This is a genomic window from Leptolyngbya sp. PL-A3, from assembly GCF_039962325.1.
Classification (GTDB): Bacteria; Cyanobacteriota; Cyanobacteriia; order Elainellales; family Elainellaceae; genus Vacuolonema.
The window spans coordinates 1-19965 of the sequence record NZ_JAMPLB010000017.1; the positions used below are offsets into that span (position 1 = coordinate 1).

Annotated in this window: 11 protein-coding genes and 1 rRNA gene; 4 read left to right on the forward strand and 8 right to left on the reverse strand. The window is 50.9% G+C overall.

Translation table 11 applies throughout. The features are described 5' to 3' along the window. A 16S ribosomal RNA gene (locus NDI52_RS14650) occupies window positions 1-909 on the reverse strand; the annotation flags it as partial. 686 nt (window positions 910-1595) lie between these two features. Here NDI52_RS14650 and NDI52_RS14655 point away from each other — a divergent pair. Next, window positions 1596-2156, forward strand: a complete 561-nt coding sequence (locus NDI52_RS14655; RefSeq protein WP_190771815.1) for a hypothetical protein — start codon at window positions 1596-1598, stop codon at window positions 2154-2156. Between the two features lie 495 nt (window positions 2157-2651). Here NDI52_RS14655 and NDI52_RS14660 read toward each other — a convergent pair whose 3' ends face one another. The 4 genes from NDI52_RS14660 to NDI52_RS14675 form a co-directional block, all read right to left on the reverse strand. After that, window positions 2652-3314 carry a DNA-3-methyladenine glycosylase 2 family protein gene (locus tag NDI52_RS14660; protein WP_190771814.1) on the reverse strand — a complete coding sequence of 221 codons (663 nt, stop codon included), beginning with the start codon at window positions 3312-3314 and terminating at the stop codon, window positions 2652-2654. Beyond that, window positions 3301-4038, reverse strand: coding sequence for a 2OG-Fe(II) oxygenase (locus NDI52_RS14665; RefSeq protein ID WP_190771813.1), 738 nt, complete (start codon window positions 4036-4038; stop codon window positions 3301-3303). Before NDI52_RS14665 ends, NDI52_RS14660 begins: the two co-directional genes overlap by 14 nt. A 351-nt stretch (window positions 4039-4389) precedes the next feature. After that, window positions 4390-5529 carry a carboxynorspermidine decarboxylase gene (nspC, locus tag NDI52_RS14670; RefSeq protein ID WP_190771812.1) on the reverse strand — a complete coding sequence of 380 codons (1140 nt, stop codon included), beginning with the start codon at window positions 5527-5529 and terminating at the stop codon, window positions 4390-4392. Window positions 5530-5651: 122 nt separating this feature from the next. Beyond that, entirely contained in the window at window positions 5652-6848 is a 1197-nt protein-coding gene (locus NDI52_RS14675) for a saccharopine dehydrogenase family protein (RefSeq protein WP_190771811.1), read from the reverse strand. A gap of 247 nt (window positions 6849-7095) precedes the next feature. On the opposite strand from NDI52_RS14675, the gene NDI52_RS14680 reads away from it, so the two are divergent. The 3 genes from NDI52_RS14680 (at window position 7096) to NDI52_RS14690 (ending at window position 9954) form a co-directional block, all read left to right on the forward strand. Then, window positions 7096-8145: an agmatinase family protein gene (locus NDI52_RS14680; RefSeq protein ID WP_190771810.1), complete on the forward strand. Its 1050-nt coding sequence runs from the start codon at window positions 7096-7098 to the stop codon at window positions 8143-8145. Window positions 8146-8602: 457 nt separating this feature from the next. After that, the gene (locus NDI52_RS14685; RefSeq protein WP_190771809.1) at window positions 8603-9259 is read left to right on the forward strand and encodes a hypothetical protein; all 657 of its coding nucleotides are present in this window, start codon (window positions 8603-8605) and stop codon (window positions 9257-9259) included. A 35-nt stretch (window positions 9260-9294) separates the two neighbouring features. After that, window positions 9295-9954 (forward strand): response regulator transcription factor, encoded by a 660-nt coding sequence (locus NDI52_RS14690; protein WP_190771808.1) that lies wholly within the window; start codon window positions 9295-9297, stop codon window positions 9952-9954. A gap of 216 nt (window positions 9955-10170) precedes the next feature. On the opposite strand, the gene NDI52_RS14695 is transcribed toward NDI52_RS14690, so the two are convergent. From NDI52_RS14695 to NDI52_RS14705, 3 genes are all read right to left on the reverse strand, one after another. Next, a complete protein-coding gene (locus NDI52_RS14695; RefSeq protein WP_190771807.1) occupies window positions 10171-10587 on the reverse strand; it encodes a response regulator in 417 nt (138 codons plus the stop codon). Window positions 10588-10680: 93 nt separating this feature from the next. Beyond that, window positions 10681-16335 carry an amino acid adenylation domain-containing protein gene (locus NDI52_RS14700; protein ID WP_348256458.1) on the reverse strand — a complete coding sequence of 1885 codons (5655 nt, stop codon included), beginning with the start codon at window positions 16333-16335 and terminating at the stop codon, window positions 10681-10683. Continuing rightward, window positions 16332-19667: a non-ribosomal peptide synthetase gene (locus NDI52_RS14705; RefSeq protein ID WP_190771805.1), complete on the reverse strand. Its 3336-nt coding sequence runs from the start codon at window positions 19665-19667 to the stop codon at window positions 16332-16334. The genes NDI52_RS14700 and NDI52_RS14705 overlap by 4 nt, the downstream gene beginning before the upstream one ends. Window positions 19668-19965: the final 298 nt, after the last annotated feature.

Below are 19965 nucleotides of genomic sequence, written 5' to 3' on the forward strand. Positions count from 1 at the left end.
GAATTAAACCACATACTCCACCGCTTGTGCGGGCCCCCGTCAATTCCTTTGAGTTTCACTCTTGCGAGCGTACTCCCCAGGCGGGATACTTAACGCGTTAGCTACGGCACTGCCCGGGTCGATATACGGGCAACACCTAGTATCCATCGTTTACAGCTAGGACTACAGGGGTATCTAATCCCTTTCGCTCCCCTAGCTTTCGTCCCTCAGTGTCAGTTCAGGTCCAGTCGCGCGCTTTCGCCACCGGTGTTCTTCCCAATATCTACGCATTTCACCGCTACACTGGGAATTCCCGCAACCCCTACCAAACTCTAGTCCTACAGTTTCAACCGCCTTTATGGTGTTAAGCACCACTCTTTAACAGCTGACTTGTATAACCACCTACGGACGCTTTACGCCCAATAATTCCGGATAACGCTTGCCTCCTCCGTATTACCGCGGCTGCTGGCACGGAGTTAGCCGAGGCTGATTCATTCGGTACCGTCATTATCTTCCCGAATAAAAGAGGTTTACAACCATTAGGCCGTCATCCCTCACGCGGTCTTGCTCCGTCAGGCTTTCGCCCATTGCGGAAAATTCCCCACTGCTGCCTCCCGTAGGAGTCTGGGCCGTGTCTCAGTCCCAGTGTGGCTGATCATCCTCTCAGACCAGCTACAGATCGTCGCCTTGGTGAGCCGTTACCTCACCAACTAGCTAATCTGACGCGAGCTCATCTTCAGGCAAAACTCATTTCACCCATAGGCATATGGGGTATTAGCGACCATTTCTAGTCGTTATCCCCCTCCTGAAGGCAGATTCTCACGCGTTACTCACCCGTCCGCCACTAATGTCCGAAGACATCCGTTCGACTTGCATGTGTTAAGCAGACCGCCAGCGTTCATCCTGAGCCAGGATCAAACTCTCCATATTAGTTAGAGAATTTGGGCTCTCTTGGCTCCGAAACTTTTCAAGCTTCGGAATCCTGTTTCTGTTTTGAGATTGATAAATCAATCTCGTAGTTTCTTAACGAGGATTGGTTTTCGCTTGGCTTTCAAACTATTGCTTTTTCCAGGTTCTCTCTGTACCGCAGTCGTCGCTTTGGCACATTTCCCACTTTAACTTGAACTTCCTCATTTGTGGTGAGTTTAACCGAACTTACTAAAGGATGTTTTCACTACCCATAGCGCTTGGCTATTGTTCAGGACGCTTGATGTGTGGGTCACCTCTTCCAGCGCTTTACTAACATAGCAACTCTCATAGCATTCTGTAAACCCCCTCCCCTCCCAAAAATGCAGCTTTTCTTGAATTTCCTTGAAACCCTTCTGTATCAAAAGCTTCAGATTTGAGAGATGTTGGAGATCCAAAAAGAATAGTAGGTCTGGGATTAGGCGCTTAGGACAAGAGCCCTGCAGTAGCAGTATTTCAAGATACTGAGTTGGTACCAAACGCTTTGATCAGGGACGTATGCTCTAAGCCCCTAGTCGAGGGGATGGCTGCCTATCCCTTAGATGGTCTGCCCATAGTGCGATGAAGGCTGCTTTTTTCCATATACATAATGTGCATGTGGCCTCGAGTTGTGATTTGAGGCAATTGAGTGTTCCCATTGGAGAGATGTTATGGTCACCGAGCAGCAGTCCAGACACGCAATTGGGCTTTTTTCAAAGCGACAGGATGCAGAGCAATTTCTTAATGAGCTGAACCAGTCAGGGGTTAACATGGAGCGTGTTTCCCTGATTGCTCAGGAGGTTCAGGAGGAGGAGGAGGGAACTGGTGGTATTGAGGTGAGCGATCGCCTCGGTGAACACAAAATCTCTGACACAGGCGAAATGGTGAAGGATACGTTTGTGACAGGAGCTACTGGGTTCTTTTTGTTAGGTTTAACCAGCCTTGCAATTCCTGGAGTTGGGGTGTTGCTGGCAGCGGGGAGCCTTGGAGCAGCACTGATTGCAACAGTGAGCAGTAGTGGGGTAGCAGCGTTGTCATCCCATAATTTGGTGCAGGCATTGAAGCAGTATGGGATACCTGCGGAAGAGGCATCAGTATATGGCGATCGCCTTCAGCAAGGGGACTATTTGGTTTCCATTGAAGGAAGCGAACAGGATGTGGAGCAGGCGGAGAACCTGTTTCAGCAGCAAGGAATTCAAAACTGGGGTGTTTACCCGACGGCTGCGGGTTAAAAGCTGTTTAATCAGGTTGATGGTTTTGAGCTACCGCTAAGAACCGTCAACCTGCTCAGAGATATTTCAAACAGCTTGAGCTACTGATCAAATTCGGTTATTCAATAGAATTTGATCAGTAGCTCAAAATTCGATTAAATCTTAGAACAGGACAAAACTTTAAAGCCCAAATTTTCCCGTTTTAGGGGTGAAGTTCCCACAATGCAAAACTTCTAAGCTTTAAAGGTAGTTTTATTTCTTGTTCCGTACTGAGCAAGCAAACATAGAATTCACCATACCTATCATCTGCAGTTAAGTTTTACACTCTCAAGAAACTGCGAGTTTTTTTGCGAATGAGTGAGTGGAGGGCGATCGCCCTCCACTCACTCATTCGCTTCAAGGAAATTGCCTTACACCGCTTTTCAAGGACTTAATATCTAATTGTTGTTCGAGAGCTATGTTCCGCACGGCTCTTGAACAACTGTGGCTGATTCAAGCGCAAAGCGCTGTAGTGTTTTAGGTTTTGGGGGTGTTTCTGTAGTAATGCCAAAGGAGATGAGCTGCTGCTCCGCGGAAGGGTTCTAGTGGTTTACAGTGTACGATGAGTTCTTTGCTGGTTGGTTTTTGATCGAGATGCTTTAGACGTTGGTAGGCAATTTGAACTGCTAAGTCTAGGGATGGGAAACTGTTGAGGCGTTCCAGGCAGAAAAGGAGGTAAATTTCAGCGGTCCAGGAGCCGATACCTTTGATTTGGGTAAGTTGGGTGGCAACGGCTGAATCGGGTAGGGCTGAAAAGGAATCTAGATGTAGGCGGTTTTCTAAAATAGCTTCCGCGAGCCGTTTGCATGTGGCGATTTTAGCTTGGCTGAAGCCTGCTTGTTTAAGGGTGGTGTCTGAGCAAGTGGCGAAGTTGGCAGGGGTTAGTTCAATCAATTGATTGGTGCGCAGAAAGATTGCCATTGCAGCTTTGGATGACAGTTGTTGTCCGAGGATGATGCGGACAAGGGAAGCAAAGGTGGGGGGCCAGCGGCGGATGTGGAGAGGGCCAGCCTCGGCTTCGATTTTGAGGAAGTCAGAGTCTTGGGTGCAGATATGGGCGATCGCCTTCCTCAAGGCAGGGCTGGGTGGTTGGAGTTCTGAGTTCAATACATCGGTGACACTGGGGTTACTTGGCGTCATGGAAAATGATTCCTAAGCAGTAGCGCTGACCTGATTTAATGGTGCTGACTCCATGCTTCAAATTTACACGATAGAAACCTCGGCTACCTTGCACAGGGCGATGATGGACAGCAAAGATAATGGCGTCGCCCTGATTGAGGGTAATGGCATGGGCGCGAGACTGAGCGCGCGGTTTCTGTTCGATGAGGATAAATTCACCACCAGTGTAGTCCTGGTTAGGTTGGGAGAGGGCGATCGCCACTTGCAGTGGAAATGCCATTTCTCCATAGAGATCTTGGTGTAGACAGTTGTAATCTTCTGCTTTGTACTTTAAAAGCAATGGGGTAGGACGTTGTTGCCCGCTTTGATGGCAGAGTTCGAGGAATTCTGGGAGGGTGTTGGGAAAACGGAAGGAGGTGTTAAGAGCTTCGTTCCAGCGGTTTGCAAGGGGAGATAAGTGGGGGTAGAGGCGATCGCGTAGGGTTTGCACGAGTGGCGGTAAGGGATAGGCGAAGTATTTGTATTCACCTTTTCCAAAGCGATAGCGTTCCATAATAATTTGGCTACGGAAGCTATCTTCGGAATTGTATGTTTGAGTAAGCTGATAACATTCGTCTGGAGTTAAGAGAGAATTAAGAATCGCGAATCCTTGATTGTCTAAAGTGTGATAAATATCTTCCCATTCAGATGTTTCAATTCGTTCTTCTAAAGATGGGTAATTTTTACTTTTAGCGAGTTGAAGCATATTTTTAGGTGTGGTGAATCGATTAAATGACCATCTTGAGCTGTTTGGATATTATCTATTCTGCTAAGAAGTTTTTTGGATGGCTATGGGTTTCTTGCGGTGTAATTTTTGCTTGTGTTGTGGAGATTCTTGATAGATCGCGAAGACCTAGCTTGGGGGTACGCCGTCCTCCAAACCCCAGGCCCCTTCGACAAGGATGTTTTGCATGAGTATTGTTAGGCCACTTCGCATCTGTGGGGTTTGGATCAGGTTTGTATTGTGGCATTGGTGTATCGCGGCGTGTTACCAAAAGGCAAAAACCCGGTGTTTTTGATAACACCGGGTTTCTTGTCTTCCTGTCAATAGGAGATTTTAGGACATACGGTTTTTGTAGTCCTGGTAGGTGAATTTCTTGACGAGGGTGAACGTTCCATCAGGGTGGAGGATACCGATGGAGGGGTGCGGAATGCCGTTGAACATGGTGGTTTTGACCATGGTGTAGTGGATCATATCCTCAAAGATGATGGAGTCACCCACTTGTAATGGCTGGTTAAAGTGGTAGTCACCCATGCCCATAACATCGCCCGCCAAACAAGTCATACCGCCCATGCGGTAGGCGGGTTCTCCGTCTTGGGGATCACGGGCTCCCTGAATGCGGGGCTTGTAGGGCATTTCGAGGCAGTCGGGCATGTGGGCGGTGAAGGAGACATCGAGCATGGCGATCGCTGGCCCCGGTGTTTCAATCATATCCAGGACAGTGGAGCGGAGGAAGCCAGTTTCCCAGGCGATCGCTGAACTCGGCTCCAAATAAATTTGGAGGTGAGGGTGGCGGGCTTTAAATTGAGTGAGGACTTGGATCAGGTGTTCAGTATCGTAGCCCTGGCGGGTCATGAGATGGCCCCCCCCGAGATTGAGCCATTTAATCCAGGGGAGGTGGTGACCGAAAAGTTTTTCGATTTGTTCGAGGGTATTTTCGAGGGCGTAGGAGTCGCTTTCACAGAGGTTGTGGCAATGTAGGCCTTCAATACCTTCAGGAAGTTTATCCCCTAGCACTTCGGTACGGATGCCAAGGCGGGAGTAGGGGGAAGCGGGGTTGTAAATATCGTGGGCGACGGGGGAGTATTCTGGGTTGATGCGAAGACCGGGGGAGAGGCGGTGAGCGATCGCACGATCCTTATACCGCTCCCACTGGCTAAGGGAGTTGAAGGTGATATGAGATGCGCCAACCATGAGGTCGTCAAATTCTGCATCCTGGTAAACAGGAAGGTACAGATGGAGACTAGTGCCGAGTTCTTCACGGATCAGATTGGCTTCATAGAGGGAACTGGCGGTGGCACCGTGGAGGTATTTTTTGACGATAGGAAAGGCACTGAACATAGCAAAGCCTTTCAGAGCCAAGAGAATGGTGATACCGGCCCGCTGTTGGACAGAATCGATGAGTTCAAGGTTACGAATTAGCTTTGCTTCTTCGAGGACGTAGCAGGGAGAGGGGATTTTGGAGTAGTCAATCATGGATGGCGTATTCGATTAGATGGGATGGTCAGCAAAAGCCCCCCTTCTTCAAGGGGGGTTTCGACAAGAAGAGGTTGCTTTTTCGCGTGCTAGGCACGCGAAAAAGCAACCTCTGAAGAGACTTAATCTGTGAACTCAGATGCGTCAAAGACCTCGTGCCAGGGGAGGCCGTAGGTACCCAGTTTTTCCATGAAAGGATCGGGGTTCATCTGTTCGACGTTAAATACCCCTGCTCCTTGCCATTCGCCAGTAGCCACCAGAAGTGCGCCGATCATGGCGGGGACACCTGTGGTGTAAGCGATCGCCTGTGCCCCCACTTCCTTAAACGCCTCTGCGTGATCGCAGTTGTTGTAGACGTAGTAGGAACGTTCTTGACCATCTTTGATGCCGCGAATGTGGCAGCCAATGGAGGTTTGGCCCTCATAGGTTTGGCCCAGGGATGAGGGTTGAGGCAGGACGGCTTTGAGGAATTGGAGAGGCACAATTTGTTGGCCTTCGTATTCGATGGGCTCGATACGGGTAAGGCCAACGTTCTCAAGCACTTTCAAATGGTTGATGTAGCTCTCCGAAAACGTCATCCAAAAGCGGGCGCGCTTGATAGTGGGGACGTTTTTGACGAGGGATTCTAGCTCTTCGTGGTAAAGCAGATAGGATTCCCGAGGGCCAATTTCGGGGTAATGGATGGGGCGGTGGATGGCAAAGGGTTCCACTTCAACCCAGTCGCCATGCTTGTAGTAGCGACCATTCTGAGTAATTTCTCGAATATTAATTTCGGGGTTGAAGTTTGTGGCAAATGCCTGACCATGGTTGCCCGCATTGCAGTCAACAATATCCAAATAATGGATTTCGTCGAAGTAGTGTTTGAGGGCGTAGGCAGTGAAAACACCCGTTACGCCGGGATCAAAGCCACAACCGAGAATGGCAGTTAGACCGGCCTGTTTGTAGCGCTCGTGGTAGGCCCACTGCCACTTGTATTCAAACTTGGCTTCGTCCGGTGGCTCATAGTTGGCCGTATCGAGATAGTTGACTCCCATTTCAAGACACGCATCCATAATGGGCAGATCTTGATAGGGAAGGGCAACGTTTATGACAATATCGGGCTGAAAGTCTTTGATCAGCGCGGAGACTTCGCTGGACTGATCAGCATTGACCTGAGCCGTTGACAGATTGGGATGATCCACCGAAGCGGCGATCGCATCACATTTCTCTTTGGTCCTACTCGCCAGCAGAATTTCCGAGAAGACAGACTGAATCTGAGCGCATTTGTGAGTTACAACGTTACCAACTCCGCCTGCGCCGATGATGAGAACCTTAGCCATATGCTCTGTACCCCCAGAAGATAAGCCCACAGAGGATTAACACACGCTTCAGCCCTGTGTTTGTTTCATCAAACACAAGGCTTAAGACCGAACCCCGAATCATTCATCCTACACTAACCAGACCCCGGCACGTACCCCCTGGGCAAAAACTGCTCAGGATTTTGGGTAAGCAGAGTTCAAAATGACAGAATGAGAGAGGGGTAACTCGATGTCACCCCTAACTATTATTCCCTCTCTACACTGCCCCATGCGTACTCGCGAAGAAATTCTAGAAACTTTTGATCCCAGCGGTGTCAGCTTGGATAACGGAAATTTGCTGGGCTTCCCCTTTGATTACGATACGGCTAATTTGATTTTGCTGGGTGTGCCTTGGGAGGTAACTGTTTCCTATGGAGCGGGGACCGCAGCAGGACCGCAGCGAATTTTGGATGCATCTCGGCAGCTTGACATCTTTGATCTGGATTACCCTGACGGGTGGAAACAGGGCATTTTCATGATGGAAATCCCGACAGATCTGCGAGAGAAGAGCGACGCGTTGCGGGCGGAGGCGACGCAGTTGATTGAGCATCTGGAGCAGGGCGGGCTTGTAGAGGATGTGCCAGGGTTAGTAGAGGTGCGCGATCGCATCAATCAAGAGGGCGCAGCTGTTAATCGTTGGCTATTTGAGCAAGCCCAGGTCGCTATGCAGCAGGGGAAGCGAGTTGCGGTGATTGGGGGTGATCACAGTACGCCTTTAGGGTACCTTCAAGCACTGGCTCAGCATTATTCAGAGTTTGGGATTCTCCATATTGATGCCCATGCGGATTTGCGGGAGGCCTATGAAGGGTTTGAGTTTTCCCATGCATCAATCATGTTTAATGCGTTGAAGATTCCGCAGATCTCGAAACTGGCGCAGGTAGGGATTCGGGACCTATGCCAGGACGAGGTGGATTTGATTGAGGGATCACAGGGACGTGTTATGACCCATTACGACTCGATCCTGAAGCAGAAACAATATGCAGGCGTAACCTGGATCGAGTTGTGCAAACAGATTGTGGCAGAGTTGCCGCAGCAAGTTTATATCAGTTTTGATGTGGATGGGCTCGATCCGAAGCTGTGCCCGAATACAGGAACGCCAGTGCCGGGAGGATTGGAGTTAGAGCAGGTATTCTGCCTGTTTCGCGAGGTCGTGAATAGCGGACGAGAGATTATTGGGTTTGATGTAGTAGAGGTAGGTGATGCAGAGTGGGATGGCAATGTTGGGGCACGAACGGTTTATAAATTGTGTAATTTGATGGCATTGTCCCACGCTCATTAAACAAAGCATTTCTCCCTTCACTCAAAACTTTCGTGCGCTCTGACGTGTTTGGAGGTAGGAGGTGCGACTCATCTCCTACCTCCAAACCTACAGCGCTTTGCGCTTGAATCAGCCACGGTTGTTTTTGTGAGGGCCGTGCTCTACGCAGCCCTCACAAAAACAACCAGATTTTGAGGGCTTGAAAAGCGCTGTAAAGAGATTTCCAGTAATAAAATTACCTCCGTGATGTGGGTGTTTTGACCGCTTCGTGGTCAAAACACCCACATCACGGGTAAATTCTTATGCAGAAATCTCCTCAGTTGATTTGTTAAATGAGAACAGCTGTAACTTTGCACTTTCCGGCAAAGCAGATGGTCAAAAATACGCCTGTCATTTTTTTGTGATCGCTTATAGTGAAAAGGTTTCCGGTCAGGCTCCTGAGAGTCATTAGGAGACTGCTCTGGTTACCTGTACTGAAATGGGTTCAGTCATGGATTGGGATTGGGATTCCCATCGGCGAATGCAGAGAGCTTTACAGGATTGGTATGGTCGTCAGGCACAGCGATTGCATGGGGAAGCAGAAGCTATCCGCGAGGGGGCGCTACAGGAAGTGTTTGCCTTGCGGCGGCAGCTGGAGTTGATGGAGCTGGGCGCTTCCGGAGAAATGCCGGTTTCTCCCCACGTGGCAAACCAGCTTTACGAGCAGCTTAAGACGTTAAGCGATCGCCTCTCCCCCTCATTCTTGCAAGATAACCTGCCTTTAGCGATCGCCACCCGATTAGAAGCCTGGCAACAGCTTCACCCCAGCATTACCATTCACAGTACATTGCCCGCAGAATGGGTGCCGGGGCCCTATGAGCGCAGCTATTTTTTGCTGACTACCCTGGATGATTTGCTGAGCCTGGTGCTTACGGAGTCTGTTACGGCGATCGCCATCAAGCTAACCGACCATACTTCTACGCAGGGATTAGAGATTGATGTGCACGTGACGGAACGATGGCTTGAGGAGAAGGAATCTGCCCTACAAGATTTAGGTTGCGTCTTTCAGTTTTTAATGTCGGGCAAATACGATTTAGAGTGGGATGATCCTCTGTATCGATGGCGGGGGATTTGGCCCACCGAGCTATTACTGTGATCCACTAGCCCCGCCCATAGCCCCCAAGGTACACCATGTCGAGTAATACAAAGCAAACTCTACTTGTCATTGATGACCACGAGCTGGTGCTGGGAGGCACCCGTGCCGCCCTACAACAGCACCTGCCCGAGGCCACGATTGTTACAGCCCAAACAGCGCAGGAGGCAATCGATCAAGTTGAAGCCTACCAACCCAGCCTGGCAGTAGTTGATCTTTCCATGCCCGAAAAAGCAGGAGATCCAGCCCGATTGGACACCGGAATTCAGTTGCTCAAAACTCTGATGGAGCGTTATCCTGACCTGAATATTGTTGTGCAGAGTGCCCATGTACGATCGCTGGTTCGCCTCAAACCCGCTATCAATGCCCACGAAGGCGGCTTCACCATTGCGGATAAAGGGCTTTCCATGAGGGAAATGCTAGTCAAAGTGGATTGGGCCATGCAGGGGTTGATCTTTACGCCAAAGGATATGCGAAATGGTCTGGAGGTGAAGCCGGAATGGTTGGAGGTGCTGCGGTTGGCCTTTGAGGAGGGATTGCAGGATAAGGCGATCGCCGAACGCATGAATGTATCAGAACGCAGTGTGCGCCACTACTGGACAAAGATTCAAGACGTACTAGATGTTTACCCTGACGAAGGCAAGAATATTCGTATCCAGACAGAGATTCGTGCCCGTCAGGAAGGCTTAATTGAATGAGAGTAATCAGTAGAACTCCTGCATGAATCCGTTTTTTGGGGGCGTGAATCTTTGTGCGGCTCCGCCGCACAAAGATTCATGCAGGAGGTCTATTATTGCGAGTGTGTGTTAGTTAGAACATCAGGAGTGAGTGGGAGCAGTGGTTCCACTCACTCCTGATGTCCATTTTCATCAGGACAAAAGGAGTGGGGCGGTGCACTGCCCCACTCCTTTTGTTTATTCTGCATCCTCGGTTAATTCGAGAATCGAGTCAATCAGACTACTCAGGTCACAGGGTTTTAATAAATAGCGATTGAACCCAGCATCAATGGCTTGTTTTTCATCACACTCCCAGGGAAAGCCCGTAATTCCAATGGCTGGAATTTGATTTCGTTCATCCTGCAAAGCGCGTATTGATTTGATAAAGTCGCATCCATTCCTGCCTGGTAGCTGAATATCACAGAGCAGGAGATTAGGCGTCTTTGAAGTAAAACACTCCCACGCTTCTCCTGCCGAGGGTGTCATCATTATCTCTGCCTCTGTTTCATGCAATACGAGAAGAAATAACTCAGCCGTAGCTGGATCATCCTCTACAACTAAAATTCTTGAGCCCTTCAAGTTAGGAATATTGGTAGTTTGATGTAAATAAGTCATAGGGGAGAAAACTGAAACATTAATTGTAACCCCTAAGGTTTTCAAGTTTCCTCATTACTGTTGTTACTCGGCAAGAGGGCTCAATAAACACTTTTATAGATAAGACTTCAGTATCTGTGCCAGGGTTTGCACATGGGGTGGTTTTAGCATGGATAAATGATTTCCTGGAACCGTATGAACTTGTACATAGGGTGTCAGTTGATTCCATCCTAACGTCGTGTCAGATTGTGAATGTTGGGATGCTCCCATAGCTTGAAAGAGCGTAATCGGTTGTGGATAAGGCTGTGGTGCATAGTGGTATGCAGCCTGGCTGTTGGCTGCAAAGATGCGCAGCATGGGGCCGATCGCTGACTCATCCAGTAATCGCAAACGAGACTCTTCAGGCATCAAACGGGCGATCGCCCACCACTGCCAGCGCGATAACCAATCACTCTGTGAGGTGGTCTGGGTAGATATGGCACGAGAACGTTGTAGTACTTGGGATAGGCGGGAAATGGCGATCGCCCCATAATCCAGCAGAAATGGCAGGGTAGACCAGAGGGCTGTTTTGAGTAGAAAGGTAAGACTCTCTCTAGGGGTGGGGCGGTTGGCAGCAATAGGCGCAGCAGTATCAAAGATGGCTAGCAGAGCAACGGATTCCCCCGCCTGAGTCAGTTGCTGTGCCATCTCGAAGGCTACCAGTCCGCCAAATGACCATCCTCCTAAATAGTAGGGGCCATGGGGTTGAATCGTTTGAATTGCCTGGATGTAATAGCGAGCCATGGCTTCGATTTGATTGATAGGGGGATGCTTACCGTCCAGCCCTAAAGGTTGCAGACCGTAGAGGTTGCGATCGCCGCCCAGATGATGAGCCAACTCCATATAGGGCAGCACCATACCGAAGATGGGATGAATGCAGAAGAGGGGAGGTTGCGTGCCGCCAAGAGCGAGGGGGACGAGGGGTGTCCAGGAGTGGGAAGCAGTAGGGGCAAGGGGCAGGGGAGTAGGGGGGGGAGGTGAAGGGGTAGGGGGGGGGGGAGGAGTGAGTGAGGCAAGGGAGCGACGATGGGCCGTGCGATCGAGGCGGATGAGGGGTGGAGTTTGAGATAGAGAAGTGGTTGTTTGTAATGTTTCTAAAATGTGGGCTAATTGGGCGATGGTGGGGGCTTCGAAAATACGACGCAGGGGAATGTCAACGCTAAAGGCGTCGCGGATGCGAGAAGCCATCTGGGTCGCTAATAAGGAGTGCCCGCCGAGTTCAAAGAAGTTGTCATAAATGCTGACTTGTTTGAGCCGCAACAGGTCTTGCCAGATATTGGCTAGAGTTGATTCGGTGGACGATCGCGGAACCCCCTCCCTTACGTCTGTGCCTGACGTACTGAGTAAGGACTGCATGGTGCAGTAGTGCTCTGTAATATGATTGCGATCAACTTTGCCGTTGGGCGTCAGCGGCAAACTCTTCAACGGCACAAAGGCACCAGGCACCATGTAATCAGGAAGAGTCTGAGCTAAAAAATGACGCAATTCAGGAATGAGCTGACGCGTGAGTGATGATTGAAGCGGATAATTAGCGAGACGGTACAAAGACAAGTAATGTTGCTTTTGAGTTAATGGAAAATCTACTTCAAAATCAACATCATGACGAAAAAAAAGCACATCATAATAACCGAGTTGAGGTATCACAGACCAACAGATCTCGACCCGATAGGGCAAGGCGGATTCTAAATCCCACCAACATTGGGGTGCGATCGCCCTCTCCACCGAGTTCTGCAAAAGTTCCTGCATCCGTCCAACCGTTTTAGGCGATTCGTCTTTCAGGAGCCACTTGGTAATTTTAACTGCTGTACTAATGCGGCTATTGGTAATACCAGTGATGCCAAAAACTTCAGGTTCTACTTTTTGCAAGTGCTCGACAATTTCTGCAACCGTAGCAGGATGTTGTTGCCAGTTCAACCATTGGAGCGCAGGTTGCGTTTGGCATTTTGGAGATTGTCTCGCTCCTTCCTCTTCTCCAACATGGAGTAACACGTTATAGCGAAACTGTGTCATCTCATTAACAGAATGCCCGCGAGCCAGACGAATTTGAACCTGTCGAATTTGGGGAATGCGATCGCTTAAGGCTGTAAAGAAAACCGGGTCAATAACCAACTCCGGATCTTCAAAACAAGCGCGTTCAACTCGATGCCGCAATTGTACGCGATCTATTCCGGTCTCAGCCTGGGAGAACTGTACAGCGGCATGAAACGCCGTCAACAACGGCAAGCTACGCACATCCCCCAGAAATAACACACCTCCAGGAGCGATCGCCTTCACCGCTCCTTCTAACACCTGCAACAGATAGTCAGTGCTAGGGAAATACTGAACCACAGAATTCAAAATGACGACATCAAAAGTTGCAGCCGGAATGCCGTGAAAATCGGTAGCTGTTCGCTGGAGCAGTTTGATAGATGGGGTGCGATCGCCCCATTGGCGGCGAATAAAATCTAACGAAACGGCTGAAAAGTCAGTTCCCCAGTACTCATGACAATGAGGTGCAATTTGAAACAGTAGCAAGCCCGTTCCACAGCCAATTTCTAAAACACGTTCTGGCCTGAGATTGAGAACTTGGTGAACCCGATCATCAACCCATTCCTGCATCTGTTCCAGAGGAATAGGTTCTCCCGTATAACTACTATTCCAACCAATGATATTAAAATCATTCTGCTCTACGGCATCAGGTTGGTACGTTTGGTTATAAAGAGTTTGCCAATGGTTAATGTGTTGAGTTTGAAGCGTATTCTGATTTTGCTCTAACCAGTCCTGATCCAGGCTGAAATAAGCAATTAACCGCGTTTCTTGGGGAGCAGGATGAGCCGTAACGACCGCTGCATCTTGCAAGGCCGGGTGTTTGTGGAGGGTTGCCTCAATTTCCCCCAGTTCCACGCGAAACCCTCGAATTTTAATCTGATGGTCAATTCGGCCGAGAAATTCAAGGGTGCCATCGGAGCGGTAGCGGGCGCGATCGCCTGTCCTATAAACTTTACCCTCCACCAGCTTCAAATCCTGCGCTCGAACAAACCGCTCAGCAGTTAGTTCTGGACGATGTAAATACCCCTGCGCCAGCCCCGCGCCTCCGATGTACAACTCCCCTGCAACACCGATAGGAACGGGATTGAAAGCTGCATCTAGAAGATAGAGTTGGGTATTGAGAATAGGACGGCCCAGATTCAGGGGATTATCTCCGGGGCGAAGTTCAGCAATGGTGGCCCAGATAGTCGTTTCCGTTGGACCATAGGCATTAAAGAAACGGTGGTTGGCAGCCCAGCGATCCACGACATTGGCTGGGCAAGCTTCGCCGCCTGTGATGAGCATTTGCAGGGCGGGTAGTTCTGCCGAGGGCAATACCGACAATACTGCTGGCGTGATGAGCGCATGGGTAATAGCCTGCTCCTGCAAAAATTGAATCAGAGCTACACCCGGCAATTGAGCCGCAGGGGGTGGAATGTAGAGCGTGCTGCCCGAGCCAAAGGCCAAAGCAATTTCAAAAATCGAGGCATCAAAACTGAGGGAGCTAAACTGGAGCACCCGGCTGTCCGGTGAAAGTTGGAACGTCTGCCGTTGTGCGGCTACTACATTGCACAGCCCTTGATGCGTCAGCAAAACTCCTTTGGGGGTGCCTGTAGAACCGGACGTATAAATGACGTAGGCAAGTTGATCGGTGGTAACTGTGCTGGGAAGTGGTGCAGACTGTAGACTTTCCGGTAACGGTTGATCGAGGCACAGGATTTGGGCCTGAGATTTTGGCAAAGCATCAACCAACCAGGATTGGGTCAGCAACAGCCAGAGCCGAGTATCCGTCAGCATGAACTGGAGGCGATCGCTCGGATACTTCGGATCGAGTGGCACATAGGCTCCTCCCGCTTTCAGGATGCCGAGAATGCCAATCAGCAGGTCAGGCGATCGCTCCACACACAATCCCACCAGGGTATTCTGCTGCACACCTCGCTGCCGTAGGGTTTGCGCCAGGCGATCGGCTCGTTGATTGAGGTCAGCGTAGGTGAGGGCTTCGTGATTGAAAATCAGGGCGATCGCATCCGGCCGTTGATGGGCCTGGGCTTCAAAGATTTGATGGAAGCCAAGGGGCGCGGGTGCAAGTGGAGATGGATTCCAATCCAGAAGAAGTTGCTGCCGCTCAGTGGCAGTTAGCAGGGGCAGCTCGGAGAGATGTGCATCAGGATCTGCGACGATGCCCTCCAGCAAAGTCTGGAGGTGCCCGACCAGGCGACCGATGGTAGAGCGATCGAACAAATCCTCACTGTAGGAGACAAATCCGCTCAAACCATCTTGAGATTGCCAGAGGCTGCGTAACCCGTGGGAGGGTTCCCAGAGATGAACTTCCAGGTCAAAGCGAGTGGTGCCGGGCTCCAGATGGACAGGTTCCAGAGTCGCTCCCGGCAGCTCCAGGGGTTGCATCGGGGCGTTTTGCAGGGCAAACCCAATTTGAAAGAGGGGATTGCGGCTCAGATCGCGCTCAGGCTCCAGTTCCTCCACTAATTTTTCAAAGGGTAAGTCCTGATGGGCATAGGCTTCTAGAGCCACACTACGAACGCGGCCCAACAACTCTCGAAATGTTGGATTGCCTGAGAGGTCTGTTCGCAACACCAGACTATTTACAAAAAAGCCAATTAATCCCTCCAGCTCGCTACGGTGACGATTTGCGATGGGTGAGCCAATAGCAATATCATCCTCCCCGGTGTAGCGATAAAGTAGGGTTTGAAAGGCCGCTAGCAGGGTCATAAATAGCGAAGTTCCTTCCCGTTGGCTGAGAGCCTCCAAAGCCCCTGTCAGGACTGGGGAATAGGAGATTGGGTAGGTGGCTCCTCGGTAAGTCTGAGCCGCAGGACGAGGGCGATCGCCCATCAACTCTAAAGGGGATAATCCCTGCAATTGCGATCGCCAGTAGCTGAGTTGCGCCTCTAACACATCCCCCTGCAACGTATCGCGCTGCCAGCAAGCAAAGTCAGGGTATTGGATGGGTAACGCAGGCAACGCCGGGGCTCGGCCCTGCACGAGAGCCGTGTAGATAGCCGCCAATTCTCGATTCAAAACCCCCAATGACCAGCCGTCTGCCACAATGTGATGCAGCGTTAGCAACAGAATGGACTCTGTCGGACGAACTTGTAACAGCGTCACCCGCAGTAACGGATCGGTCTGCAAATTAAAGGGACGTTGCGCCTCGGCAGTGGTCAGCTGTTGAATGACGCGATCGCATTCTGCCTCAGGAATTGATTGCAGATCGACGGTCGCTAAAGGAATTTTCACCTCCGGGGCGATCGCCTGCACAGGCTGCCCATCTACCCGGCTAAAGGTTGTGCGCAGCGCATCATGACGGCTCACGATGATATTAAATGCTTGCTCTAAAGCATCTCGATCAATGCGCCCATTTAACCGAATAGCCGCCGGGATATTGTAAAAAGGATTGTCGGGCTCCAGTTGGGATAGAAACCACAGGCGTTGCTGAGCAAATGATAGTGGAAAGATACTTTTGTGAACGGTGGGTTGAATGGGCGCTGTCGAAAATGGAGAGAGTGATTGCCCATCCTGAAAGAAGGTTAATAGCTCTGCTTTGCGATCGCTCAGTTGCTGCCGTAATTCTTCAGTCAGAATGCCTTCAGGAGCCGTACAGCGCAGACGCAGCGTATCGGGAGAATCTGAGCGATCGCCCTCCACAGAGAGTTGCACATCCAGGCTTTTTAGATGTGCGAGAAACGCTGTAATGGTGTTCGTCATAGCTCAATTTCCTCGCGTCGATGGGCGGTAGGAGTGGTGCGTTGAGAAGACATAGAGGTTGCCTGGGCCCACTTCAGCGCTTCAATTTTTTGAGCTAAGGCAGCAATCGTGGGGGTTTCAAAGAGGCTACGCAGCGAGAGTTCAACCTGAAAGCGATCGCGAATTCGGGACACAAGCTGGGTTGCCAGTAGGGAGTGCCCACCCAGTTCAAAAAAATTGTCGTCTGTACTGATGGCACCACGACCCAATAATTGGCTCCAGATCTCCTCCAAATCTTGCTCGATGGAGCTAGTGGGAGCCTGAGATAGCACAGGTTTGGCCGTCATCATCGGAAGCGGAAGTGCCCGGCTATCCACTTTGCCGTTGGGGGTGAGAGGTAACGCCGTTAACGCGACAAAGGCCGCAGGCACCATGTAAATTGGTAGCTTCGTTTTTAGATAGCGACGCAATTCGCGCTCGGTATCTATCTCGGATTTAGACACGATATAAGCAATGAGTTGGCGATCGCCCTCAACATCTCGCACTATCACCGCAACATCCTGCACACCAGGATGCTGAGCCAAAACCCGCTCAATTTCCCCCAATTCCACCCGAAATCCACGAATCTTGACTTGATGATCTGTGCGGCCTAAAAATTCCAGGTTGCCATCGGGACGGTAGAAGGCGCGATCGCCCGTCTTGTAAAGAATGGAGGATGGAGGGCTGGGAATGGAGGGCTTGAGCTGAAAGCTGATTCCTGGCTCCTCGGCATCCAGCCCTAACTCCTCAGCCTGAATAAAACGTTCAGCGGTCAGTTCTGGCTGATTGAGATACCCCCGCGCCAGGCCATCTCCGCCCAGATAAATTTCCCCACAGGCACCGGGGGGAACCGGTTTGAGGTGGCTATCCACGACATAGACCTGGGTATTGGCGATCGCCCGCCCAATGGGAATCGTCGTCGCCTTCTCGGGCACCTGTTTAACCTCATACCAGGTTGAGAAAGTTGTGTTTTCCGTGGGGCCGTAGACATGCAGAAGATGCTGTGGTTTACCCTGCTGCACTACGGTTCGCACTCGATCGAGGTTGGCAAGCTCGCCACCAAATAGCAGGTACTTCAAGGTTTGGAAGGCGCGGGGTACCTGGCTCACCGTTTGATTAAACAGAGCCGTCGTCAAGAACAATACGCTGATGCGTAGCTGTTGCAGAGTGGCCGCAAACTCCATTGGGGATAGGGTGATTTCGCGCTCAATGCCGACCAGTTGAGCACCATTCAGCAGGGCACCCCAGATTTCAAAGGTGGCCGCATCAAAGGCTAAATTGGCGACCTGAGCAATGCGATCGCTTTTCCCCAAGTGGACATAGTTGGTCTGGCAGACGAGCCGTGCGATCGCCCGATGGGGCACCATTACGCCCTTAGGTGCGCCGGTAGAGCCTGATGTATACATGAGGTAGGCCAACTGATCAGCCTTGCCAGGCGTGCTGAGGTTATGGTCAGGTTGCTCCACGATCGCCCCCCAACTCTCGTCCAAACACACCACCTGCACATCGGCTTCAGCAAACGCTTCCGCCCAGGGTCGTTGGGTCAAGACGACTGAAATATTGGCATCCTTCACAATGAAATTTAGCCGCTCAGACGGATGACTCGGGTCGAGAGGTACATAGGCTCCACCCGCTTTGAGAACAGCCAGCATGGCCGCGATCGCCTCCGATGATCGCTCCAGGCAAATGCCTACAGGCTGTTCAGGACGGACACCCAACTTCTGCAAGTAACGGCCCAGCTGATTACTGCCCTGGTTCAGTTCCTCATAGGTGAAGTGGCGATCGCCATAGCGTACAGCGATTGCCACGGGCCGCTGCCGTACCTGTTGTTCAAACAGGTGATGGATGCAGTCATGGCTCGGGTACTGAGTACGCGTTTTGGTCCAGGTCATCAATTGCTGCTGCTGTTCAGCAGGCGTGAGGAGGGGGAGGGTCGAGATGGGGGCATCGGGGTTAGCAACAATGCCTGTAAGGAGGGTGTGGAAGTGGTGGCGCAGACGGGCGATCGCATCTCCATCAAACAGGTCAGTGTTGTAAACCACAATCCCCCGCAGGCCATTCGCCTGTTGCCATCCCTTCCCCCACGAGTTACGAAAATCATCGCCCGCTTTCCACAGGTACACCTCCAGGTCAAAGCGGGTGGTTTGGGCGGCAAACTCCAGAGGGTTAAGCGTGAGCCCAGGTAGCTCCAGTTGCGCCATCGGTGCATTTTGCAGGGCAAACACCACTTGAAACAGTGGATTTTGGCTAAGGCTACGAACGGGTTGCAATTCCTCTACAAGTTTGTCAAACGGCAAATCTTGATGGGCATAAGCAGCCAGGGTTACTTCTCGTACCCGTTCCAGCAACTCGCGAAAGGAAGGGTCTCCTGCCAAATTTGTCCGCAGTACCAGACTGTTGACCAGGAAGCCAATAAGCCCTTCTAATTCGCTACGGTGACGATTGGCAATGGGGGAGCCGATCGCCATATCCGTCTGCCCTGTGTACCGATGCAGCAGGGTTTGAAACGCCGCCAACAACGTCATAAATAACGTCGCCCCAACATTCTGGCTCAGGGCTTCTAACGGCTCCAGTAAGGTTTGTGGCACCTCTAGTAACTGACTGGCTCCCCGATGCTGAGGCACCTCTGGGCGTGGCGCAGCGGTTGGTAGCTCTAATGTGGGCAGGTCGTGTAACTGCTGCCGCCAGTAGTTGAGCTGAGCGTTTAAAGCGTCTCCCTGCAACCATTGCCGTTGCCAATGGGCAAAGTCAGCATATTGAATGGGCAACTCAGGTAAAGGATGGGGCTGGTCGTGCAGAAATGCGGTGTAGAGGGCCGCCAATTCTCGAATCAGAACCCCTCCCGACCATTCATCAAAAATGATGTGGTGAAAGGCAATTAACAGCACATGCTCTGTGTCACCCAACTGCCAAGCCTGAGCCCGGCAAAGGGGCCCGGTAGTGAGGTCAAAGGGTTGCTCGGCCACCTGGCGAATTTGCTCCAGAGCCGCGTCTTTGCGGGTATTCTCCGCTAGCGTTTGTAAGTCAGTCCAGCCCAGGGATAAATCGGCATGAGGGGCAATGATTTGGGCCAATTGCCCATCCACCATACGAAAGGTCGTGCGTAGGGTTTCATGACGTTGGGCGATCGCCGCAATACTCCTCTCCAGCGCGGCCCGGTGCAGCGAGCCCGTGAGCCAGAACACCAGGGGGATGGTGTAGAGCGAGCGGTTGGGAATTAATTGCTCAACGAACCACAAGCGTTGCTGGGCAAAGGAAGCCGGAAATACAAAAACGTCTTCAGTAAGGGCATGATGGGATGCACCAGGCGTCATGGGGAGAGCTACTCAGCTAACTCACTCTGTTGTAAGGCAAAACAAAAACTAAATATTATACTTTCAGATAGATTTGCACGTACTTTTGTATAATTTTTTGTGACTGCAGCAACATCCACTTTTGGAATACGAAAGCTTCTGCAATCAGACTTTAAAGATGTATACGATGTCTCTCATAAACCACAGTAAATTAGCAAATTTGCGGGTCAGTGAGAAAACCATCCATACCCACACCCTTAAGCGCTGACGGATTTATAGAGCCTTAGGGAGGAAATGTGCCCATATTCATCCATCTCTT